The 19766-nt window shown below is 71.6% G+C and carries 25 protein-coding genes; all 25 read right to left on the reverse strand.

Annotated elements, in window-relative coordinates:
• Window positions 1-7: 7 nt before the first annotated feature.
• Genes GON04_RS09800 through GON04_RS09920 form a run of 25 tightly spaced genes read right to left on the reverse strand, consistent with a single transcriptional unit; the run spans window position 8 to window position 19461 of the window.
• Window positions 8-790, reverse strand: coding sequence for a sigma-70 family RNA polymerase sigma factor (locus tag GON04_RS09800; RefSeq protein WP_157397709.1), 783 nt, complete (start codon window positions 788-790; stop codon window positions 8-10).
• Between the two features lie 7 nt (window positions 791-797).
• Window positions 798-1622, reverse strand: coding sequence for a flagellar type III secretion system pore protein FliP (fliP, locus tag GON04_RS09805; RefSeq protein WP_157397710.1), 825 nt, complete (start codon window positions 1620-1622; stop codon window positions 798-800).
• Window positions 1619-2056 carry a flagellar biosynthetic protein FliO gene (locus tag GON04_RS09810; RefSeq protein WP_157397711.1) on the reverse strand — a complete coding sequence of 146 codons (438 nt, stop codon included), beginning with the start codon at window positions 2054-2056 and terminating at the stop codon, window positions 1619-1621. Before GON04_RS09810 ends, fliP begins: the two co-directional genes overlap by 4 nt.
• A gap of 11 nt (window positions 2057-2067) precedes the next feature.
• Window positions 2068-2418, reverse strand: coding sequence for a FliM/FliN family flagellar motor switch protein (locus tag GON04_RS09815; RefSeq protein ID WP_157397712.1), 351 nt, complete (start codon window positions 2416-2418; stop codon window positions 2068-2070).
• Window positions 2415-3233, reverse strand: a complete 819-nt coding sequence (locus tag GON04_RS09820) for a flagellar motor switch protein FliM (RefSeq protein ID WP_157397713.1) — start codon at window positions 3231-3233, stop codon at window positions 2415-2417. Before GON04_RS09820 ends, GON04_RS09815 begins: the two co-directional genes overlap by 4 nt.
• A 2-nt stretch (window positions 3234-3235) precedes the next feature.
• Entirely contained in the window at window positions 3236-4414 is a 1179-nt protein-coding gene (locus GON04_RS09825) for a flagellar hook protein FlgE (protein ID WP_157397714.1), read from the reverse strand.
• A gap of 9 nt (window positions 4415-4423) precedes the next feature.
• The gene (locus GON04_RS09830; RefSeq protein WP_157397715.1) at window positions 4424-4822 is read right to left on the reverse strand and encodes a flagellar hook assembly protein FlgD; all 399 of its coding nucleotides are present in this window, start codon (window positions 4820-4822) and stop codon (window positions 4424-4426) included.
• Complete coding sequence (locus GON04_RS09835) at window positions 4822-5574, reverse strand: hypothetical protein (protein ID WP_157397716.1); 753 nt, start codon at window positions 5572-5574, stop codon at window positions 4822-4824. Before GON04_RS09835 ends, GON04_RS09830 begins: the two co-directional genes overlap by 1 nt.
• The gene (locus tag GON04_RS09840) at window positions 5571-6017 is read right to left on the reverse strand and encodes a hypothetical protein (RefSeq protein WP_157397717.1); all 447 of its coding nucleotides are present in this window, start codon (window positions 6015-6017) and stop codon (window positions 5571-5573) included. Before GON04_RS09840 ends, GON04_RS09835 begins: the two co-directional genes overlap by 4 nt.
• 23 nt (window positions 6018-6040) lie before the next feature.
• Window positions 6041-7360, reverse strand: a complete 1320-nt coding sequence (locus GON04_RS09845; protein ID WP_157397718.1) for a FliI/YscN family ATPase — start codon at window positions 7358-7360, stop codon at window positions 6041-6043.
• On the reverse strand, window positions 7357-8088 hold the full coding sequence (locus GON04_RS09850) for a FliH/SctL family protein (protein WP_157397719.1): 732 nt from the start codon (window positions 8086-8088) through the stop codon (window positions 7357-7359). The genes GON04_RS09845 and GON04_RS09850 overlap by 4 nt, the downstream gene beginning before the upstream one ends.
• Window positions 8085-8621 carry a hypothetical protein gene (locus GON04_RS09855; RefSeq protein WP_157397720.1) on the reverse strand — a complete coding sequence of 179 codons (537 nt, stop codon included), beginning with the start codon at window positions 8619-8621 and terminating at the stop codon, window positions 8085-8087. The genes GON04_RS09850 and GON04_RS09855 overlap by 4 nt, the downstream gene beginning before the upstream one ends.
• Complete coding sequence (gene fliF, locus GON04_RS09860) at window positions 8618-10066, reverse strand: flagellar basal-body MS-ring/collar protein FliF (protein ID WP_157397721.1); 1449 nt, start codon at window positions 10064-10066, stop codon at window positions 8618-8620. The genes GON04_RS09855 and fliF overlap by 4 nt, the downstream gene beginning before the upstream one ends.
• 23 nt (window positions 10067-10089) lie before the next feature.
• Window positions 10090-10398, reverse strand: a complete 309-nt coding sequence (fliE, locus tag GON04_RS09865) for a flagellar hook-basal body complex protein FliE (RefSeq protein WP_157397722.1) — start codon at window positions 10396-10398, stop codon at window positions 10090-10092.
• A complete protein-coding gene (gene flgC / locus GON04_RS09870) occupies window positions 10395-10820 on the reverse strand; it encodes a flagellar basal body rod protein FlgC (RefSeq protein WP_157397723.1) in 426 nt (141 codons plus the stop codon). The genes fliE and flgC overlap by 4 nt, the downstream gene beginning before the upstream one ends.
• A gap of 3 nt (window positions 10821-10823) precedes the next feature.
• Window positions 10824-11207, reverse strand: a complete 384-nt coding sequence (locus GON04_RS09875; RefSeq protein ID WP_157397724.1) for a flagellar basal body protein — start codon at window positions 11205-11207, stop codon at window positions 10824-10826.
• 10 nt (window positions 11208-11217) lie between these two features.
• Complete coding sequence (flgI, locus tag GON04_RS09880) at window positions 11218-12306, reverse strand: flagellar basal body P-ring protein FlgI (RefSeq protein ID WP_232532966.1); 1089 nt, start codon at window positions 12304-12306, stop codon at window positions 11218-11220.
• A gap of 34 nt (window positions 12307-12340) precedes the next feature.
• Complete coding sequence (locus GON04_RS09885; RefSeq protein ID WP_157397726.1) at window positions 12341-12913, reverse strand: flagellar basal body L-ring protein FlgH; 573 nt, start codon at window positions 12911-12913, stop codon at window positions 12341-12343.
• Entirely contained in the window at window positions 12910-13734 is an 825-nt protein-coding gene (locus tag GON04_RS09890; RefSeq protein ID WP_157397727.1) for a hypothetical protein, read from the reverse strand. Before GON04_RS09890 ends, GON04_RS09885 begins: the two co-directional genes overlap by 4 nt.
• Window positions 13734-14495, reverse strand: coding sequence for a flagellar basal-body rod protein FlgG (gene flgG, locus GON04_RS09895; protein WP_157397728.1), 762 nt, complete (start codon window positions 14493-14495; stop codon window positions 13734-13736). Before flgG ends, GON04_RS09890 begins: the two co-directional genes overlap by 1 nt.
• Before the next feature lie 17 nt (window positions 14496-14512).
• Window positions 14513-15250, reverse strand: coding sequence for a flagellar hook-basal body complex protein (locus GON04_RS27170; RefSeq protein ID WP_181653974.1), 738 nt, complete (start codon window positions 15248-15250; stop codon window positions 14513-14515).
• Window positions 15251-15263: 13 nt separating this feature from the next.
• A complete protein-coding gene (locus GON04_RS09905) occupies window positions 15264-17309 on the reverse strand; it encodes a flagellar biosynthesis protein FlhA (protein WP_157397729.1) in 2046 nt (681 codons plus the stop codon).
• The gene (locus tag GON04_RS09910; RefSeq protein ID WP_157397730.1) at window positions 17306-18394 is read right to left on the reverse strand and encodes an EscU/YscU/HrcU family type III secretion system export apparatus switch protein; all 1089 of its coding nucleotides are present in this window, start codon (window positions 18392-18394) and stop codon (window positions 17306-17308) included. The genes GON04_RS09905 and GON04_RS09910 overlap by 4 nt, the downstream gene beginning before the upstream one ends.
• Window positions 18394-19191: a flagellar biosynthetic protein FliR gene (gene fliR, locus GON04_RS09915; protein WP_157397731.1), complete on the reverse strand. Its 798-nt coding sequence runs from the start codon at window positions 19189-19191 to the stop codon at window positions 18394-18396. The genes GON04_RS09910 and fliR overlap by 1 nt, the downstream gene beginning before the upstream one ends.
• A 3-nt stretch (window positions 19192-19194) precedes the next feature.
• The gene (locus GON04_RS09920) at window positions 19195-19461 is read right to left on the reverse strand and encodes a flagellar biosynthetic protein FliQ (protein WP_157397732.1); all 267 of its coding nucleotides are present in this window, start codon (window positions 19459-19461) and stop codon (window positions 19195-19197) included.
• Window positions 19462-19766 lie beyond the last annotated feature (305 nt).

The following is a 19766-nucleotide window of genomic DNA, read 5'->3' on the forward strand; positions in this document are numbered from 1 at the left end:
CGGCGCCTCAGCAGCTGAGATCCAAGCCGGCCTCGGCCAGCCCGGCGCGCAGGCGCTGCATCGCCTGCTTGTGGATCTGCGAGATGCGCCCCTTGGTCAGGCCCAGCGTGGCTGCGATCTGGTCAAAGCGCTGCTCTTGCAGATAGTGCGACCGCACCACGGTTTTTTCCGCCGGCGGCAGGGCTTCGACCAGGGCATGCAGCCGCTGGCGCATCTGGCGCAGCTCCGCCTGGCGGTAGAACGGCGCCGTCACCGTGCCCTCGCCGGTGTCGACCATCGCGGTGCCCTCCAGCAGCCAGGCCAGCGCCAGGCCGATGCCCACCTCGGCCACATAGCGCAGCAACTGCTCGGGCCGGCGCAGCGCTGCGTGGTCGGCGGCACCACTGTCGGCCAATGCCGCGGCCTTGACGGCCTGGGCATGCTCGGCCCGCAGGCGCTGGCGGGCGGCGATCTGCTGCTGCTTCTCGGTCAGCCGCTCGATCCCGTTCAGGATCGCGCCATGCATGCGGCGGGCGGCGAAGGTCCTGAACTGCGCGCCCTGGTCGGGGTCGAAGCGGTCCATCGCTTCCAGCAGGCCGATCTGGGCGTACTGCAGGTAGTCGCCGAATTCGATGTCGTCGTGGAAGCGACGCGCATAGTAGGTCGCCGCGAGCACACGCGAATAGTCGAGGTGGAGGTCAAGCAAGGCGCCGCGCGCCGCCTCGTCGCCGCCGGTCCTGAACCTGCGCCAGAGCTGGGCCTCCTCGAGCGGCAGCGCAGTCGATGGACGGGCTTGGCTGGCTTGCTCCATGGCCACGTCAATGGAACGAGCCGACCAGCGCCTTGAGCAGCAAGGCCCAGCCGTCCACGAGGACGAACACCAGGATCTTCAGCGGAAGCGCAACCGTGGACGGGGGCAGCATCATCATGCCCAGGCTCATCAACGAAGCCGACACCACGAGATCGATGAGCAGGAACGGCAGCCAGACGACGAAGCCGATCTGGAACGCAGCCCGCAGCTCCGACAGCATGAAGGCCGGGATGAGCTGCACGTTGCTCACCTCGGCCAGGCTGGCAGGCGGACGTGCATGCGACAGCTCCACCGTCAGCGCCAGGTCCTCCTCCCGGGTCTGTCGCACCATGAACTCGCGCAGCGGGCCGGCCCCCCGCTCATAGGCGGCGTCCATGGCGAGTGTGCCGTCCATGAAGGGCTGGAAAGCCTGGTGGTTCACTTGGTGCAACACCGGGGCCATGGTGAAGAGCGTCAGGAACAGCGCCAGACCGATCACCACCGGGTTGGGCGGCGTTTCCGGCATGCCGAGGGCGTGGCGCAGCATCGACAGCACGATGACGATCCGGAGAAAGGAGGTCAGGCAGACGAGCAGGGCGGGAAGAACCGCCAGCGCCGTCAGACCGAGCACGATGCGCAAGGCTTGCGACGTGCCCTGCTGCTGGCCCGGCGACGGCAGATCCGCCACCAGGCCCTTCCGCGCCGGCGTGCTGGTCTGCAAGCGAACTGCAGCCCGTTGCGCGCCGGGTCCCGCTCCTGGCACAGCTTCCTGCGGGGCCGCCGCTGCCCATCCGCCGAACGACAGCCAGGCGGCGACCGCCAGCCAGCCCAGGACGCGGCACCAGCGCCTCATGCGGGCTCCGCAAATCCGCTTGCGCCCTGCCGTCGCGCCAGCAGGATGACCTGGCCCTCGGTGCAGCCGATCAGGAGTTCCTCGTCGTGCCAGCGCACGGCATGGACCGCGGCGCCCTTGCCGAGCATCTGGCTGGACAGCCGCTCGATGGCCGCGCGCCCCGTGCGGCCCCGGCGCGCCCCCAGCGCGCGCAGGCCACCGGACTGCAAGGCGACCAGCAGGCCGCCGCCCAGGCTCAGGCCGAGCACGAGGAGGACCGTGACGGCCGACACGTCGCTGACCGCAGGCTCGCCACGGCGCAAGGGCAAGGCAGCAGAGACCCGTGGGAGTTCCACCTGCGGTTCGGTGTCCGCTGCGTCCACCCCACGCGCCGGCGAGCAGCACAGGAACGCCGCCAACGCCGCGGCCAGCCAACCGGAATGCGCGCGCCGCATCGCCCGTCCGGCTAGATGCCCAGCGGCAACGGCAGTTCGGTGACGCGGACCGCGAAGCGATCCTCCACCGCGACGAGCTGGCCCCGGGCGACGACGCGGCCGTTCAAGAGCAGGTCCACCGGGGCGTCGAGCGTGCGATCGACGGGCAGCACCGCCTGCTCCCGGGCCCCCAGCAACTCGCCCACCGTAAGGACGACCTCGCCCACGCAGGCCTGCAGGCGAATGTCCACGGCGTGGAGTGGATTCACCGCGGGCGCCAACGCGACCGTGGCCTGCGGCTCGGCAGCTTCTTCCAGCGTGATGGTGTGCGCCGGCAGCGGCTCATCGATCAGCTCGATGCCGGGCCAGGTGTCTTGCGTCATGGGAACTCCTTGGGGACGGATGCGAGGGGTGCCAGCACGATGGCCTTTCGGTCGCCGCGCCGGGCCAGGTGCGCCGCGAAGCAGGGTCGGCCTTGCCCGTCGGTGACGGTGGCGGGCTGCTGCAGGCCGTGGTCGAGGCGCACGACGTCGTCGATGCGCAGCCCGGCCAACGCGCCGAGGTCGACCGTGCAGCCAGCGAGACGGACCTGCAATGCGAGACGCCGGTTGCGCAGCGCCTCATCCAGGCCCACCAGGGCCGCAGGCTCGGACCGTTGCGGTGCAACTCGGGGAATGAGGGGGTCGATTGCTTCGGCGGACAGCAGGAGCAACTGGCGACGCGGCGCCAGTGCCTGCTCGACCAGCACCGCGCCGGACCAGGGCGCCACGTCGTCCACCGTCGGTCCCCGGCTGGGCGATGGCGCCACTATCAGGCCGAGGAGGGACGCCAGCCGTGACTGCAGGTCGGCGGCGCACTGCCCTCCCAGCGCGGCAGCGAGCGGCCCCGCCGGCACGTCGCCCCACAGGATGCGGCGCAGGTCCGCACCCAGCATCGTGTCGCCCATCCACGCGCGGACCTCGCCGTCCGAGGTGGTGAGCGCCACCCAGGTGGCCAGGTGCAGGTCGGCCGCTCCGGCCGCTCGCGCCGTGCAGCCCCCGGCCGGAGCCGACAGGCCCCAGGCGAGCGACCACGCGGCCTGCACCGTGTCCAGGCGCTGGCAGGCGGACTGCAGCTGCGACTGGCTCCACCCGCGCAGGGGACGCCAGGCCGGGACGTGTGGCGCGCAGGCGCGGGCGGGACCCGCCGTGCCGCCCATGGCTACTTCGCCTTCATGTTGAGCAGCTCCTGGAGCATGTCGTTCGCGGTCGAGATGACTTGCGACGACGCCTGGTAGCCACGCTGCATCACCACCAGTTCGCTGAACTCGCGCGCCAGGTCGACGTTGGACATCTCGAGCTGGCCCGCATGCACCGCGCCGAAGCCGCCGTCGCCGGCCGTTCCCAGTTCCCAGGGCTGGCCGCCCGCGGCGACAAAGCGATTGCCGCCGGCGCTCTCCGTGGCGTCGGCCGAACGCGCCCGCGCCAGCAGCAAGCGGGCGCCTTCGACCTCCTGGCCGTTCGAATAGGTCGCGACCAAAGCGCCGCGCGCGTTGAACGTCAGCTTGGTGAGGCTGCCGGGCGGGCGTCCGTCCTGGGCGGACATGGCCAGCGTCGAGAGATTGCCCGCCGCGTACGAGGTGACGTCGGCGGAGAAATCCAGGACGACCACCTGCGCCGCCTTGCCCGCCGGCGTGTAGGTGAAGCTCGGCTTGCCACTGGCGGCGTCGGGGCGGCCGTCGATGAACTGCATCGTGGCCTCCCCGACGGTGGTGGCGCCGTCCAGCAGCTCCACCTTCCAGCTCCCGATGGCCTGGTCGTCCGTGCGGGTGAACTTCACCGCCAGTTCATGCGTCTCGCCCATGGCGTCATGCACGTGCACCGAGGGAATGGTCTGCGTCTCGACCGTGCTCGACAGGTTGCCGGCGAAGCGGGCGACCGCGGTGGGGGCGCCCGCCGTCGTCTTCAGGCCCAACAGCGAGAGCGGCGCGTCGACCCCGGCGGCATCCCGTCCCAGCACCAGAGCGCCGTTGGCGCGGTCGACCAGGCGGCCGTCCGCGTCGAACTGGAAATTGCCGGCGCGGGTGTAGCGCGTGCTGCCGTCCTCGGGCCGCAGGACGAAGAGGCCATCGCCATCGATGGCGAGGTCGAACGGGTTGCCCGTGTCGCGCAGATCGCCCTGGCGCAGGTCGAGCTGCGTCCCCGTGGTCGCCAGTCCGTGCCCCAGCTGCGTGGCTCGTCCGCCGGCCTGATCGGCGCCGGTGTAGAACAGGTCGGCGAACTGCAACGAGCTGGCCTTGTAGCCGGGCGTGTCCAGGTTGGCGGTGTTGTTGGCGATGACGCGCAGGCCGCGCGAATAGCCCTGCAGGCCGGTCATTCCCACGTGGATGGAATCGAGCATGGGACGGCCTCAACGCACGGAGACGATGCGGCTGAGGTCCACGTCGGCCACCACCGAGCCCGCCGTGGTGGTGATGCTCACCAGCGGGGACGTGCCTTGCAGCGACAGGCTCGAGACGACACCGGAAATGCTGCCGCTATCGCCGGTGGCGCTCACCGTCTTGCCGATCAGCCCGATGGACTGGAGGGCGGCCTGGTTCGCCACCAGCAGTTCCAGCTTGTCGTTCAGGCGTTGTGACTGCTCCAGCGACGTGAACTGCGCCATCTGGGCCATGAACGCCTGGTTGTCCATGGGCTTGAGCGGGTCCTGGTAGTTCAGCTGGGTCAGCAGGACCTTCAGAAAGTCCTGCAGGCCCATCGCCTGTCCGGCGGCGGAGGCCGCCGTGCCGCTGATCGCACCGAGTTCCATCATGGCTCCTGGTTGTGCCCGGCCGGGCCGGGCGGATGCAAGGGACGCGAAGGCTTGATCCCGCCGCGATCGAGCAGGACGCCGTTCAAAACCACAGTGGCCAGCCTGTCCGGCAGGCCGCGCTGCAGGGCCGCCTGCAACCCGGGCTGCCGCAGCAACAGGTCGGCCACCCCGGCCGGAGCACCGAGCCAGATGTGCAGGCCATCGGGCTGGTGCTCCACGTGCACGTGCACGGAGCGGTGGGCCGGGTCGCCGGTCGCGGAGCGAGGCCGGGCCGGCGAAGCGCCCTCTTCACCGGGAACCGGCTCGGTGGGCACGCCGCGGGGACCGATGACGCCGGTGGTGCTGACGGTGGCCTGCTGCTTCGAAGCGAGGGTTCCGGGGCTCGATAGGCCAGCGCCTGTCCTGTCGGGGCGCGCGAGGCCGGGCGCGGTGGCAGGGAGTGGCGGCTTGCAGGTAGGCGCTGGCGTGGGCGACACGATCCCGGTGCCTTCTGCCGGTGTCCCGATGCCTTCCGCAGGTCCATTGCGGCGCGCCGTCGACAGGGCATGGACCCGGGGCATGCCAGCGTCCGACGCAGCGGACCGCGAGGCCACGTCGAAACCTGAATGGCCCGCCAGGGGCCCCCGGAACCAGGCCTCGCCTTGTGCCTTGTCGATCGCACGCTGCCAACCGCGGCAGACCGACACGCTGCCGGGCGCAAGAACCGGCAGCGGTGCACGGGGGGCGGGCATTGGCAAGACGGAGGTCATGACCGCTCCTGCGTTCTGCGGGCGACGATCCACGCAGCATCGGCAACGTTCCAGGCTTGGCGCGTGCGGTTGGCGAGGTGATCCGCAGCGTTGCGCTCCTGCGCCCGACGGACCATGTCGAGCTCCCGGTGCCGGGCTTGCAGCGCCAGGCGGCATTGGTCCGCAAGCGCCGCGCGCCGGGTCAGTTCCTGATCGGACCGCCGCGCCTCGGCCGCCAGCCGGGCCAGGTGGTCCAGCGTGCGCCGATGCAGGACGGGGTCGGGCTGGATGGCGTGCGCGGACGACCACGCCAGAGCGGACGCCAAGCCCTCGCCGGCCACCCGCGCGGAGCAGCTGGCGGTGTCCGCTGCATGCCGGGCCTTCTGCAGCTCGATGCGGGCGGCGTCGAGCCGCCAGGCGCGCAGGAGCGCCAGCGATGCCAGCGCGCCCGCCTGGTCGGCCATCGGGGCCCGCGTCGACGACGGGCTCATGCCGCGCCCCCGGTCGCCAGCAATTCGCGCAGCTCCCGCAACGCGGTCGCGCGAGCGACGCCGCCTTCTGCCTGCCGCATCCACGCCAGCAGCTGCGGCTCCAGCGCCAGCGCGCGGTCGAGCGCCGGCTGCGCGCCCGGCTGGTAGGCGCCCAGGTCGACGAGTGGCCGGTTGCGATCGAGGAGCGCCAGCAGGTTGCGCGCGGCCTGCGCCGCTTCGCGCTCCGCCGGGTCGGCGAGGTGGTGCTGCAGGCGGCTGACGCTGCGCAGGACATCGATCGGCGGGAAATGGCCCTGCTGTGCCAGCTCCCGCGACAACACGATGTGGCCGTCGAGCAGCGCCCGCAGGCTGTCCGCGACGGGTTCGTCGAGATCGCCGCCTTCGACGAGCACGGTCCACAGGGCCGTCACCGAGCCGCCGGAGGCATCGGTGCCGCAGCGCTCGCACAGGCCCGGAAGTTCGGCAAACACCGACGGCGTGTAGCCCCTGGCCGTGGCCGGCTCGCCCGATGCCAGCCCGATCTCCCGGCGTGCCATCGCCAGCCGCGTGACCGAGTCCATGGTCAGCACGACATGACGACCGGTGCGCGCGAATTGGCGGGCGATGTCGACCGCCGTGTGCGCGGCGCGCACACGCGCCAGCGCGGGCTGGTCGGAGGTGGCGACCACCACCACCGAACGCGCCAGGCCAGCCGGCCCGAGGTGCCGGTCGATGAACTCGCGCACCTCGCGGCCCCTTTCGCCGATGAGCGCGACCACGTTCACGTCGGCCTGCACGTGACGCGCCACCAGTCCCAGCAAGCTGCTCTTGCCGACGCCACTGCCGGCAAAGATGCCGACCCGCTGGCCGCGCCCGAGCGTCAGCAGCGCATCGATGACGCGGACGCCGGTTTCCAGCACCTGGTCGATCGGCGGACGGTCCAGCGGGTTGGTGTCCGGCTGCACCGAAACGGCTGCGGGCCGCGGGGCGGGCTCAGAGCCATCCAGCGGCTCCCCGAAGGCGTCGATCACGCGGCCCAGCAATGCCGGGCCCGCCTGCACCGCCAGCGGAGCGTCGACCGCTACCACGGCGGCATCGGCACCGATGCCGTGCAGGGAACCGTAGGCGAGCAAGGTGCGCTCGTCGCCCTGGCACCCGACCACCTCCGCGAGGACAGCGGCTCCGCCGGACGCGGGCACGACACGGCACAACTGCCCGACCGCCACCGCGGGACCGAGCGAACCGAGCGCCAGCCCCTGGATGCGGCAGACCCGGCCGGACCGGGCCTGCAACGGGGCTTCGCGCAGGGTGGCCAGGCAACTGCGCAGCACGCTCATGCAGCGCCCTCCAGCGCGCGACCAGCCGCTTCGCGATGCCGGATCCTGCCCGCCAGCAGGGCCGCCTTGAACGCATCCACGACGACCTCGAGCCGCGCGTCCAGCGTCTGCGCCGCCGCCCGCACCATGCAACCGCCCAACGCCACCTGCGGGTCCGCGACCCAGGACAGGGACGCCCCGGCCGCGTGCGAGGCGTTGTCACCTTGCAGGCTCACCGCATCGGCCGGATGCACGTGGACCCGGATCGCACCTGCTGACGGGTGCTGCGCCAGCAGACCATCGACTTGCGCCCGCACGCCCTCGGCCGACGCCAGTGCAGGCCCCACGACGCGGCACAGTGCATCCATGCACAGCACGACCAGTTCGTCTTCGGCAGCGGACAGCACGCCGGCCAGCACCCGCTCGAGCGACTGCGCCAGCGCCGTCAGCCGCTCCTGCTGTTCCTGGCCGCGGCGCTGCACCTCCTCGCGTGCCGAAGCCAGTTCCTCCTGGCCTTGCGCACGACCTTCCGCCAGCCCCCGGACCAGGCCCTGCTGGTGGCCACGCTGAACGCCCGCCTCGTGGCCCTGCCGCGCTCCCTCGTCCAGCCCGCGCCGCAGCCCCTCCTCGTAGCCGTTGCGCCCGGCATCGGCGGGCGGCAGGGCTTCCGGAACCGGACGCAGCCCGGGAAGCAGGCGCACAGCATCCCCCTGCCAGGCAACGGAGCGCAGCACCGCGGCGGCATTCATGGACGGCCCCTGCGCCGGAAGATCTCCCGCCAGCGGCCGCCGGGCGGTACTGGCGGCATGGCGGCACCGCTGGCCGGCAGTGCCGCGGCGACCGCCTCAAGCAGCGCGGCATCGAGCGCAGGCGCGGGCGGCAAGTCGGCAGGAGCATCGGGCCCGTCGGCCGCGTGCACGCCCAGTTCGCGAGCGACGGCGGCGCGCCAGGGCCAGTCGTGCAGGTGCAGCAGGCGGATCACGAGGCCAGGCGGCTCGCTGCGCAACCGGCTGACCAGCCTGGCGACACCTTCTGCATCCAGCCGCTCCAGGCGTTCAGTGGGGGACAGCACGGATGCCGGCCGGTGCTGGCGCAGCACCTCCTGCAGCAGGTCATGGTCTGGCGGGATGCGCAGGGTCTGCAGTTCCCTCAGAAGATCGGCCAGCACGCCGCGCGGCCCCGGCTCGAGGCGATCCAGCAACCAGTCGCGGTCGTGCGCCGGCAGCCCATGGGCCAGCAACGCAGCCTGGCGGGCCGGCAGGGACAGCAGGTCGACGTTCATGGGTCGCTCCTCGGCACGGCGACCGCCGTGGCACCGGCCGGCTCGCCCGCGAGCCAAGCTCGCACCTGCCCCAAGGCCAGCTGGCGCTGGGGTTCGGTCAGATCGCGCGGATCGACCGCGGCCACCGTCGGGCGGCGACGCATCCAGAGCAGGACCGAGGCCAGGAGAGCGGCGGCCGTCACGGCAACGCCCGCGCCCCACCCCATCGAAACGGCCGGATCGGCGTGGTCTCCGCTGCGCGGGACGTCGGCAGCAGCGAGCGCCAGGCCGGCCGGATCGGGCGTGCGCGGCGGCGCGATCGCGGCCGCGTCGAAAGCCTGGACCAGCACCGTGTCGCCACGCTCCACCGAAGCGCCAACCGCCGCGCCGACCAGCTGGCGCACCTGGTCCTGCTGGACCTGCGACAAGGCCTGGCGCACGACGGCGACCACGTGGAGGCGCCGCACCGAGCCGGGCTGGCTGACGACCTGCTCCAGCCGGCGTCCCGCCTGGTAGTCGGCATCGCGCTGCATGCTGCTGCCACGCAGGGAGCGCCCGTCGCCCCGGCCGTCCGGGGCGGCGCTGTCGCGGGTCGACTCACGTTCGCGCACCAGGACGCCCGTGGCCGGACCACCCTTGCCATCGGGGGCCGGCAGCACGTCCTCGGTGGTCGTTCGCACCTGGTCCATGTCCAGGGTGGCGTCGACGCTGGCCAGCGCCTGACCCGGTCCCAGTGCGCGCTCGAGCACGGCCCCCGCCTTGCGGGACAGGTAGCTCTCGATGTCGCGCTTGAGGTCCAGGGATGCCGCAGGGCCAGCAGCACTGTCGGTGGCGGCCCCGCGGCTGAGTGCCACGCCGTGGTCGTCCACGATCGTCACTTCGTGCGCGGCCAGCCCCGGGACGGCCGCGGCCAGCAGGCGCTGGATGCCGGTGACCTGTTCGCCCCGCAGTGCCTGGTTCTGGCGCAGCGCGAGGGTCACGGCCGCCTTGGGCACCGCCGAGGCCGGCTTGAACAGGCCCTGCTCCGGCAGCGCGAGGTGCACCCGGGCCTGCCGCACCTCGGGGAACGAGAGGATGGTGCGCGTCAGCTCCCCCTGCAGCGCGCGCTGGTAGTTGATCTTCTGCGCGAACTCGGTCATGCCGAAGTCGGCGTTGTTGAACAACTCGAAGCCGACCGCGCCATGCAGTGGCAGGTCCTTGCCCATCAACTTCAGCCGGGTGGCATGCACCTGCGCCCGGTCGACCAGCAGGGTCGTGCCGCCCGCGGCCACCGTGTAGGGCACCTTGGCCTTGTCGAGTTCAGCCGCCAGCAAGGCCGCGTCCTGCGGACCCAGGTCGGCGAACAGCACGGCCGGTTCGGGGCGCCAGAGCCACCAGGTGCCCAGGCCGGCGGCCAGCAACAGGACCAGGCCGATGCCGACACCCACCCGCGCCTGCCGCTGCAATCCTTGCCACCACTGTGTCATCACGCTGCCGCTCCTCCTTGGCCTCAGAGCTGCATCCGCATCACGTCCTGGTAGGCCTCCAGGACGCGGTTGCGTGCTTGCAGCAGCAGCTGGAACGCGATGCGGCCCTCTTCCATCCGCACCATCACCTCGTGCAGGTTGCGGGACTCGCCCAGCGCCAGGGCCTGCAGGTCCGACTGGCTGGCGGCCAGGCGCTGGTCGACGGCCCGCAAGCCTTCGGTGACCAGCCGGCCGAACGGCAGTTCGTCGCCCCCGACGACTGGCGCTGGCTGGAAAGCGGCCGGCTGCACCTCGTCGTGCAGCCCGATCGCGGCAATGGCGTCCGGGCTCATGCGCTTCTGCCGATCTCGAGCGTCTTGAGGGCGAGCGCCCGCGCCGTGGTGAGCGCCGCCACATTGGCCTCGTAGGAACGCAATGCGCCCGTGAGCGTGACCATTTCGGTTGCGGTGTCCACGCCCGGGTAGCGCACGAAGCCTTCGGCATCGGCGAGCGGATGCCCGGGCTCGTGCAGGCGGCGCACGGGGCCCGAAGCGGGGACGACCTGGACCTCGATGGCTTCGGGCAGGCGCTCGTGGACCAGCGACGGGAAGCTGGCGGCGCCCGCGCGGGCGACCACGCGCAGGGGCTGGAAGCCGGATCCATTCGGGTCCTGCACGGTGTTGGCGTGCGCCAGGTTGGTCGCGGCTGTTTCGACACGCATGCGCTCGACGGACATGCCGGCCGCACTGATCGCGAATGCCTGCAGGTAATCCATGGATCACTTCCTCCCTTCGCTCGCCGCCAGCGCAAGCACGCCGAGATGGCGGGACAGCCCTTGCAGCAAGGCCTGGTAGTGGACGGCATTGCGGGCCAGTTGCGTCATCTGCTCGTCCACCGACTGGAGGACGGGTTGGCCCGCGGCGTCGAGGGCCGGCTCGAGTTCGGGATGCAGCGCGGCGACGGTGTCGCGGCGCAGGACGCCGGCGGTGGCGAGTTCCTCCCGGGCCTGGTCGAGCTGCGATTCGAAGGCCAGCGCCAGGGGCGTCGTGCCCTGCACGCCGGCGCGCGAAATGTTGGCCGCGATCGCCTGGTGGCGCAGGCTGGCGGCGTCCAGTGCCACCGACAGCACCGCGGTCGTGACGGCTTCGACGGAACCACTCATGCGGCCGCCCTCACTGGACCACCAGTTCGGCGTGCAGCGCGCCGGCGGCCTTGACGGCCCGCAGGATGGAAATCATGTCGCGCGTGCTGGTCTTCAGGCGGGCGAGCGACTGCACCAGGTCGGCCACTGTGCCGCCGGTGGCGAGATAGCCGACCCCGGCCGGCTCTTCGACGTCGACGGTGGTGTTGGTCAGCACCGCGGTGCCCACGCCGGACCCGACGTGCGAGACGAACGCCGGTTGCGACGCCGTGACCTGGCTGGCGATGGTGACCTTCAGGTCGCCATGGGAGATGGCCACGCGCGACAGGCGGACGTCGCCGCCCGAGACCACGGTGCCGGTGCGCTCGTTGACCACCACCCGCGCACGCCGGTCGGGTTCGACGGTGACGTCCTCGAGCCGGGCCAGGAAGCCCACCAGCTCCGTGCGCAGCGCCGCCGGCACCTCCACCTCGATCCCCGATGCGTCGCGGGCCCGCGCCAGGCCCGGGCCGAGCTGGCCATTGATGGCCGCCGCGACCCTGTTGGCGGTCGTGTAATCGGGTTCGGACAGGACGAAGGTGACGTGGCTGGGCGGCGTGGGCGCCGGCAGGGCCAGGCCGACCTCCACCGTGGCGCCGTTCGGGATGGAGCCCGCCGTGGGATGGTTCTTCTGCACCACGTTGCCGTTGGCGTCGTAGCGGTGGCCGCCAACCGACACGGGGCCCTGCGCGAGCGCATAGACCCGGCCGTTGGGGCCGCGCAGCGAGGTGAGCAGGAGATTGCCGCCCACCAGGCTGCGGGCGTCGCCACTGGACGCGACCGCCACGTCCAGCGTGTCGCCTTCGCGCGCGAACGTCGGCAGCGACGCACTCACCACCACCACGGCGACGTTGCGGCTGCTCACCTGGTCGGGCGCGATGGTCAGGTTGAACTGCGCCAGCACGTTGGCAAGCGCTTGGCGCGAGGCGCGGTTGCCAGGTGCGTCGCCCGTGCCGGCCAGGCCGGTGACGATGCCGGTGCCCACCAACACGTTCTCGCGCCAGCCCTGCAGCTTGCCCAGGTCCTTGACGCGCAGCGGGGCAGCCTGGGCCGCGGCCACCAGCAGCACGGGGACGGCCATCAAGACGGCCCTCGAAAGTCTGAAGCAGCTCATGTCAGAAGCCCAGCGCATCGACCAACCGCCGCCACCAGGACCGGCGCGAGCGGTCGGAGACGTCGCCCTCGCCCACATAGGTGATGCGCCCGTCGGCAATGCGGGTCGACTGGACGAGGTTGGCATCGCTGATGTCGGCCGGACGCACCAGGCCTTCCAGCGTCACCTGCTGCAGTTCGTCGTTGACCTGGATCGACTGGGTGCCAGCGATGCGCAGCTGGCCCGACGGCAGCACTTCGCGGACGGACACGGTCACGGTGGTGAGCAGCCGGTTGGTTCTCTGCGTGCGTCCACCGCCGTCGAAGTCACCCGCCACGTTCAGCGTGGTCTGCCCCACTGACGTGCCACCGTGGGCCAGTTCGGCGCGCAGGTTGTTGGTGCGCCGGGTGCCGGTGTCGGCGCTGGCCACGGCCGTGGTGTTCTCGTAGACCTGGACCGTGAGGACGTCGCCCGGGCGGTAGGCCTTGTTGTCGGCAGTGAGGCCGCGCCAGGCCTCCTCGCGGTACAGGCTCTCGGCCTGCACCGGCCACGCGGTTGTCGCCAGGACGGTGACTGCCAAGGCGATGCGTTTCATCGGTCGAGCTCCAAAAGCTCCGGGCCGATCACACGCGCCGACAGGGGCGCCGGCGCGGAGGCGGACCGAACCAGCACCCGGTCGCCTGCCTGGCCATCCTGCAGGACCTCGACCCGCCGCTCCGCCACGACCAGGCCGGTTCCGGCGCGCAGGGTGGCGGAATGGCCCCGCTCCACGGCCGGTGCCCGCGCATCCGGTGAGGCGCCGCGCCGCGGTACCTCGGGTGCGGATCGGGTCGGCGATGCCATCGGCGCCACGGCCACGTGCGCCTGCGGATCGGCCTCCAGCCGCTCGATGGACACGGCCACTTCGCGCACGACCTGCCCGCCACTGCGGATTTCGACCCACACCAATTGCCTGCGACTGGCGGCCGGCAGCATCGAGGCGCGGGCCGTGAGCGTCACCTCGCCGGACGTAACACGCACGTCGCGCGGAGGCCGCGTCAGGCGCGCTGGCCCCGGCACCGCACCCAAGGCAGCGCGCGCCACCGCCTCGCCGGTGACAAGGGCTGTCGCGGATTCGATATCGCAGGCCAGCGCCCCCGACCACTGCACGGCCGTGCCGGCCAGCTGCGGCAAGCGGCGCAGCGACGCCTCGATGTCGCTTCGCTGCACGCTTTGCGACCGGGCCGAGACTGCGGGGCGGCCCAAGGGCCAGTCGGCGACAGCTCGCAGCAGCGAGAGGTCGTCGGAGGCCAGCCGGGCCAGCTGGCCCATGTGCAGCGGCCCGGATGCCGCCTCCACCCGCGGCCGCAGGTCGATGCGCAATTCCGCCCCACACGCGGGGGCGGCCAGCAGACCGGAGAGCACGACCAGGCGCATCACCGGCGCAGCCCGTTGACCAGGCCCAGCATCTCGTCGGACGCCTGCACGACCTTGACGCTGGCCTCGTATGCGCGTTGGGCCACCATGAGCTGGACCATCTCCTCCACCAGCTTGACGTTCGATCCTTCCAGGTAGCCCTGCGCCAAGGTCCCGGCGCCCTCCTCGCCCGGCCGCGTGGCCTGCGGCTCGCCGGACGCTTCGGTGGCCCGGTAGACATTGCCCCCTTGGGGCAGGAGCTCTTGCGCGTTGCCGAACCGCACCAGTTCCAGCTGCCCGGCCTCCGCCAGCGCCGATTGCCCGGCGACCCGGACCTGGACCCGCCCGGTGGCGGAGATGACGATGGCTTCGGCGTTGTCGGGAATGGCGATGCCCGGCTTCAGGGGCAGGCCCGCCTGCGTGGCGAGCTGGCCGTCGGCATTCACCTTCAACGTGCCGCCGCGGGTGTACGCGCGGCTCCCGTCCGGCATCGCGATCTCCAGGAAGCCGTCGCCCTGGATCGCGAGGTCGAGCGGCGCGTCCGTCTTGCGCAGTTCGCCGGGATCGAACAGCTTGCCCGCCGAGGTGGCCGTCACGCCGAGCGTCGTGGCTGCCTGGGCGCCCGCGCCGTCCAGGAGCGCCCGGCCGACGAGGTCGGTGAAGACGACCCGCGTCTTCTTGTAGGCCGGCGTGTTGACGTTGGCCAGGTTGTTGGCGATGGCATCGACCTGCAGTTGCTGGGCGTGCATGCCGGTGGCGCCGATGGCCAGGGCGTTGGTCATGGTCGTTCCTCTCTCGATCAGGACATCTCGCCGAGCCGCCGGATGGCATTGCCCAGCATCTCGTCGTAGCCCAGCCCGACTTTCTGCAGGGTCTCGGCATGGCGCATCGCCTGCACCAGTTGCACCATCTCGCGCGCCGGGTCGACGTTCGAGTTCTCCAGGTGACCTTGCCGGACCTCGGCCTGCAGGGCGCCAGCGGTCTCGGGTTCGACCAGCAGCCGGACCAGTCCCTGACCGAGGCGTTCCACGGGCGCTGAGGCCGGGACCTGGACCACCTTCAGCTGCGCGACCGCGTCTGCCAGGCGACGGCTCGTGGTGGTGCCCGGTGCCGCATCGAAGATGCGCCCCTGGGTGTCGATCACCGGGTTGCTGGACGTGAGCCGGATCTCACCGCCGACTCCCATCACGGCGTGGCCCTGCGCCGTGACCAGCCGGCCCAGCGCATCGACCCGGAACTCGCCCTGGCGCGTGTAGGCCGGCCCGCGGTCGGTGCGGACCTCGAACCACCCGGGGCCGGCGAGCGCGACATCCAGTGCGCGCCCCGTGGAGCGCAGCGTTCCTGGCCGGGCATCCAGATGAACGCCACCGGCCAGAACCGGTGCGCCGGCATCGATCCTGCGCGCGAAGCCCGCGCTGGCCGTCACCTCGCGCTTGAATGCCGGCGTCTGCACGTTCGCCAGGTTGATCGCGACCTGGTCGAGGCGGGCCATGTCGGCTTGCAGGCCCTGGAGCGTGAGTTGGAGGATGGGCGCCACGGTGTGACTCCGGTCACGTGGCGGCGACCGTGCCGAACGCCTTCAGCTCCACGGCCTGCGGGACTTCGACCATGGACAGCACGCGCAGGTGCGGCACGCCGCGCTCGGACAGCGAGCGCAGGTGACGCCGCAATTCCGGCGCGCACAGCAGGACCGGCAACAGATTGCTCTGCATCATCCGGTTCGCCTGCTGGCCCAGGTTGGCCAGGAACCGCTCGAGGAGCCGCGGCTCCAGCGCGGGCGCGGCGCCGAGATCGGCGGCCGTGACCGATTGCAGCAGGCGGCTTTCCAGTGCTGGATCGATGGTCAGGACGTGCAGCGCTCCGGTGTTGCCCGTCAGGCCCTGGCAGATGGCCGCGGCCAGCCGTTGCCGCACGACTTCGGTCAGGCGGGCTGGATCCTTGGTCGCTCGGCCGGCATCGGCCAACGTCTCGAGGATGGCTTCGACGTGGCGGATCGAGACCTTCTCGCGCAGCAGGTTCTGCAAGATCTTCTGCACGTCGCCCAGCGACAGGACCGTGGGGATGCACTCCTCCACCAGCGAGGGATTCGCCTGCCGGACCCGGGCCACGATGCGATCGGTCTCGCTGCGGGTCAGGAGCAGGGCCGACTCGCGCCGCAGCACCTCCGTAAGCTGGGTGAGGAACACCGACTCGGCGTCGACCAGCGTGTAGCGCGCGTCCGATGCCGCGCCGCGCTGCGACGGCTCGATCCACAGGGCCGGCAGGCCGTAGGTGGGATCACGGGTCGGCTCGCCCGCCACCGAGCGCTGGTCGCCGCCAGGGTGAATGGCGAGCAGGCGGTCCTGCCGGGCCTGGCCGCGCGCCGCCAAGGCACCGTCGAGGTGGATCTCGTAGGCATCTGGCGCGAGGCCGGGCTCGGCCCGGAACCGCACCCGCGGCAGGACGAAGCCGCTGTCGCGGGCGTGCTGCTGGCGGAACGCGCCGATGCGGGCCTGGAACAGGCTGCCGTCGCCGGCCACCGCGGCGGCCCAGCGCGCCCCCACCCGCACCTCGATCGGCTCGATGGCCAGGTCGGCATCAGTCGCATCGGATGCCATCGAGTGATCCGCTCCGCTGTCGACGGCGGCAGCGGCCGGCGTCGCGCGCAGTCGCGCCGCGGCCCAGGCGACTCCGACTGCTGCCATGGCCAGGGCCAGCGCCGGCCAGGCCGGGATGCCGGGCAAGAGGAGCAGGCCACCGAGGGCGGCCGCCACCAGCAGCTGCGCCTTGGGAAAGGCCGTGATCTGCCGCAAAGCTTCGCGCCCCAGGTTGCCGTCGTTGGCCGAGCGCGTGACGATGATGCCGGTGCCCACCGCGATGACCAGCGCCGGCACCTGGGTGACGATGCCGTCGCCGACCGTCAGCAGGGTGTAGGTCTGCAGCGCCTGCGCCCAGGGCAGCTGGTGCTGCATCACCCCGATCACCAGGCCGCCGACGATGTTGATCAAAAGAATGACGATGCCGGCGACGGCGTCGCCCTTGACGAACTTCGAGGCGCCGTCCATGGCGCCATAGAAGCCGGCCTCGCGTTCCAGCCCGCGCCGACGGCGCTGTGCCTCGGACTGGTCGATGAAGCCCATGTTCAGGTCGGCATCGATGCTCATTTGCTGGCCCGGCATGCTGTCCAGCGCGAACCGGGCCGCCACTTCGGAGACGCGCTGGGCCCCGTTCGTAACGACGACAAACTGGACCACCACCAGAATGAAAAAAACCACCAGTCCGACGATGGCGTAGCCGCCCACGACGTAGGAGCCGATGGCGGCAATCACCCGCCCGGCATCTGCGTCGGCCAGGATCAGGCGCGTGGCGGCGACGTTCAGCGCCAGCCGGAACAGCGTGGCCACAAGCAGCAAGGAAGGGAACGTGGAGAACTCGACCGGCCGCGACACGACGAACGTGAGCAGGAGCACCAGCAGGGCGAAGCTGAAGTTCGCCAGCACCAGGAAGTCGAGCAGCGGGCTGGGGATGGGGATGAACAGCACCAGCAGCACGCCGAGCACGGCGAGCACGATGGCCACGTCGGCGTGGCGGGCCAAGCGGTCCTGAATGCCGCTCATCCGGCCGCCCCCTGACCCTGCGCGCGGCGCTGGCGCATGGCGAAGACCCACACGATGATGCGCGCCACTTCGGCATGGAACGCAGGCGGCAGCACCTGGTCGATGTCGACGGCCCCGAACAGGCGACGGGCGAGCGCCGGGCTGGGGACCACCACGACGGCGTGGCGGCGCGCGATCTCGCGCATGGCGGCCGCGAGCTGGCCCGCCCCCTTGGCCACCACCTGCGGCGCGTCCATCTGCCCGTGCACGTAGCGCAAGGCGACGGCGACGTGCGTGGGATTGGTCAGCACGACGTCGGCGGAGCGGGTATTGCGCAGCGCCTTGCTGCGCTTGAGAAGCTGGACGCGCAACTCGCGCAGCCGAGCGCGCACGCGCGGGTCGCCTTCGCGCTGCCGGTGTTCGTCCTTCAGTTCCCGGCGGCTCATGCGCATGCGGGCGCCGTACTCGCGCCGGGTCCAGAGCAGGTCGATGGCAGCGATGACGGCCAGCACCACGGCCATGCGGAACCCCAGCGCCGTGGTCTCGTCGATGAAGGCCAGCACCATGGCCGGCGGCGGCAGGTCAGCCAGCGCCGGCGACCGCGGCAGCAGCGCCTGGAGCGCAAGTCCAGCCGCCACCACCAGCACGACCAGCTTGAGCACGGCCCGCGCCGCGTCGAACGAGGTGCGGCCGGAGAACAGCCGCCGCAAGCCCGTTGCCGGATGGATGCGGCTCAGGTCCGGCTTGAGCGGATCGAATGACAGCAGCACGCCGGTCTGCGCCAGCGAGGCCAGGATGGCCGCTCCCATGACGGTGAGCAGCAAGGGGCCGAGGATGGACAGCACCTCCCATCCCAGCGCACCGACCTGAGCCGAGACCCAGGCGGCATCGATGGCCGGCACGGCCGCCGCCGCCAGGGCGCCGCGGACCAGGTCGAGGAACGACGCCACCATGGCGGCGCCGTGCCAGGAAGCAACAGCCATCGCCGCCGCGAAGCCGGCGACCGCCACCACGTCGGGGCTGCGCGGCGCCTTGCCTTGGTCGCGCGCCTTCTGCAGCTTGAACGGCGTGGCCGCTTCGTTGCGGTCAAGGTCCTGCTCGGCCATCAGCGGCCTCCCGGCGCCGGGGCCTGCAGCACCGCCGACCAGCCGCGCCACCAGGCCGAGTGCAACCGGCCGGCGGCCGTTCCCATGACCGCCGCCCACAGCGACAGGGCCAGCAGCCCGACCACGATCTTCACTGGAATGCCCAGCGCCAGCATGTTCAATTGCGGCAGGTTGCGGGCGATGACTCCGAGGGCGAAGTCGACCAGGAACAGGCACAGGACCACCGGCGCGGCCAAGGCGAACCCGAGGGCGAACAGCGCCGAGGCCTGCTGGACGATGGAAGCGGCCGCGCCCTGGCCGGGCCAGGCCCGGCCGATCGGGAAGCGCTCGAGGCTGAAGGCGATGCCGCGCAGCACGGCGTGGTGTCCGTCGGCCAGGATGAACAGCAACACGCCCACGAGGCCGATGACCGACGTGAGGATGGGCACCTGGCTGCGGGTGAGCGGGTCGAACACCTGGGCCACCCCGAAGCCGATCTGGACGTCGAGGAGTCGCCCGGCCACCGCGAAGCCAGCGAACGCCAGCAGGATTCCCAGCCCCAGCGTGGCGCCCAGCGCGGCTTCGCCCAGCAGGGCCACCAGCAACTCGCCGAGCGAATGCGGCTGCCAGGCACTACTGGCCGCCAGCGGCAGCGCCAGGGCGGCGGCCAGCCCGAGCACGATGGCCAGGCGCACCGGCCCGGGCACGGGAATGGCCTGCAGCAGCGGCGTCATGAGCAGGGTGGCCCCCAGCCGCGTCGCCATCAGCAGCGTCGTGGACAGCCAGGTCGTGCCGAACATGGTGGCGAAGTCCCCCATGGCCTAGAGCAGCGAGGGGATGCGCGACCAGAGCTGGACGTGGTACTGGCAGAGCAAGCGGAGCATCCAAGGCCCGAAGGCCACCAGCGCGACACCTGCTGCCACCAGTTTCGGCACGGCGCTCAGCGACATGTCCTGGACCTGCGTCACGACTTGCAGCAGGCCGATCCCCAGCCCCACCAGCATGGTGATCCCCAGGATCGGCAGGCTCGCGAGCAGCCCGGTCCAGAGCAGATCCGCCGTCACCTTCAGCACCCAATCACCCGTCATCCCGTCCTCCCTGCGTTTGTCGCAAAGGTAGTGCGGGTGGGGCGCAGGGGCATCCTCGGATTGCGGGATCAGCGAGGGTGACGAAGCCCGGTGCCCTGCAATTGGAGGACAAGTTCTCTCGTGACGGCTTGGGGCGCCTCTCGCGGCGGCCGCTTCATCAGATCCGCCTTCGTGCGCGCCTGGCCAGCTCAGGCCGCGGATCCTGACACTCCGCCAAGCGCGTGTTGCTACCTAGTTCGCCAGACCGAGCGCAAACTGATTCCGCGTGGACGCCAGCCGCGTTTTCGACGTCATCGTCACCCAGC

It is taken from the genome of Ramlibacter pinisoli, assembly GCF_009758015.1.
In the GTDB taxonomy this organism is placed as follows: Bacteria; Pseudomonadota; Gammaproteobacteria; order Burkholderiales; family Burkholderiaceae_C; genus Ramlibacter; species Ramlibacter pinisoli.

Bases quoted from the DNA above. Each gene is read 5' to 3' on its own strand.
- GON04_RS09800 (WP_157397709.1), bottom strand. From the start codon at position 790: ATGGAGCAAGCCAGCCAAGCCCGTCCATCGACTGCGCTGCCGCTCGAG.
- fliP (WP_157397710.1), bottom strand. From the start codon at position 1,622: ATGAGGCGCTGGTGCCGCGTCCTGGGCTGGCTGGCGGTCGCCGCCTGG.
- GON04_RS09810 (WP_157397711.1), bottom strand. From the start codon at position 2,056: ATGCGGCGCGCGCATTCCGGTTGGCTGGCCGCGGCGTTGGCGGCGTTC.
- GON04_RS09815 (WP_157397712.1), bottom strand. From the start codon at position 2,418: ATGACGCAAGACACCTGGCCCGGCATCGAGCTGATCGATGAGCCGCTG.
- GON04_RS09820 (WP_157397713.1), bottom strand. From the start codon at position 3,233: ATGGGCGGCACGGCGGGTCCCGCCCGCGCCTGCGCGCCACACGTCCCG.
- GON04_RS09825 (WP_157397714.1), bottom strand. From the start codon at position 4,414: ATGCTCGATTCCATCCACGTGGGAATGACCGGCCTGCAGGGCTATTCG.
- GON04_RS09830 (WP_157397715.1), bottom strand. From the start codon at position 4,822: ATGGAACTCGGTGCGATCAGCGGCACGGCGGCCTCCGCCGCCGGACAG.
- GON04_RS09835 (WP_157397716.1), bottom strand. From the start codon at position 5,574: ATGACCTCCGTCTTGCCAATGCCCGCCCCCCGTGCACCGCTGCCGGTT.
- GON04_RS09840 (WP_157397717.1), bottom strand. From the start codon at position 6,017: ATGGCCGACCAGGCGGGCGCGCTGGCATCGCTGGCGCTCCTGCGCGCC.
- GON04_RS09845 (WP_157397718.1), bottom strand. From the start codon at position 7,360: ATGAGCGTGCTGCGCAGTTGCCTGGCCACCCTGCGCGAAGCCCCGTTG.
- GON04_RS09850 (WP_157397719.1), bottom strand. From the start codon at position 8,088: ATGAATGCCGCCGCGGTGCTGCGCTCCGTTGCCTGGCAGGGGGATGCT.
- GON04_RS09855 (WP_157397720.1), bottom strand. From the start codon at position 8,621: ATGAACGTCGACCTGCTGTCCCTGCCGGCCCGCCAGGCTGCGTTGCTG.
- fliF (WP_157397721.1), bottom strand. From the start codon at position 10,066: ATGACACAGTGGTGGCAAGGATTGCAGCGGCAGGCGCGGGTGGGTGTC.
- fliE (WP_157397722.1), bottom strand. From the start codon at position 10,398: ATGAGCCCGGACGCCATTGCCGCGATCGGGCTGCACGACGAGGTGCAG.
- flgC (WP_157397723.1), bottom strand. From the start codon at position 10,820: ATGGATTACCTGCAGGCATTCGCGATCAGTGCGGCCGGCATGTCCGTC.
- GON04_RS09875 (WP_157397724.1), bottom strand. From the start codon at position 11,207: ATGAGTGGTTCCGTCGAAGCCGTCACGACCGCGGTGCTGTCGGTGGCA.
- flgI (WP_232532966.1), bottom strand. From the start codon at position 12,306: ATGGCCGTCCCCGTGCTGCTGGTGGCCGCGGCCCAGGCTGCCCCGCTG.
- GON04_RS09885 (WP_157397726.1), bottom strand. From the start codon at position 12,913: ATGAAACGCATCGCCTTGGCAGTCACCGTCCTGGCGACAACCGCGTGG.
- GON04_RS09890 (WP_157397727.1), bottom strand. From the start codon at position 13,734: ATGCGCCTGGTCGTGCTCTCCGGTCTGCTGGCCGCCCCCGCGTGTGGG.
- flgG (WP_157397728.1), bottom strand. From the start codon at position 14,495: ATGACCAACGCCCTGGCCATCGGCGCCACCGGCATGCACGCCCAGCAA.
- GON04_RS09905 (WP_157397729.1), bottom strand. From the start codon at position 17,309: ATGAGCGGCATTCAGGACCGCTTGGCCCGCCACGCCGACGTGGCCATC.
- GON04_RS09910 (WP_157397730.1), bottom strand. From the start codon at position 18,394: ATGGCCGAGCAGGACCTTGACCGCAACGAAGCGGCCACGCCGTTCAAG.
- fliR (WP_157397731.1), bottom strand. From the start codon at position 19,191: ATGGGGGACTTCGCCACCATGTTCGGCACGACCTGGCTGTCCACGACG.
- GON04_RS09920 (WP_157397732.1), bottom strand. From the start codon at position 19,461: ATGACGGGTGATTGGGTGCTGAAGGTGACGGCGGATCTGCTCTGGACC.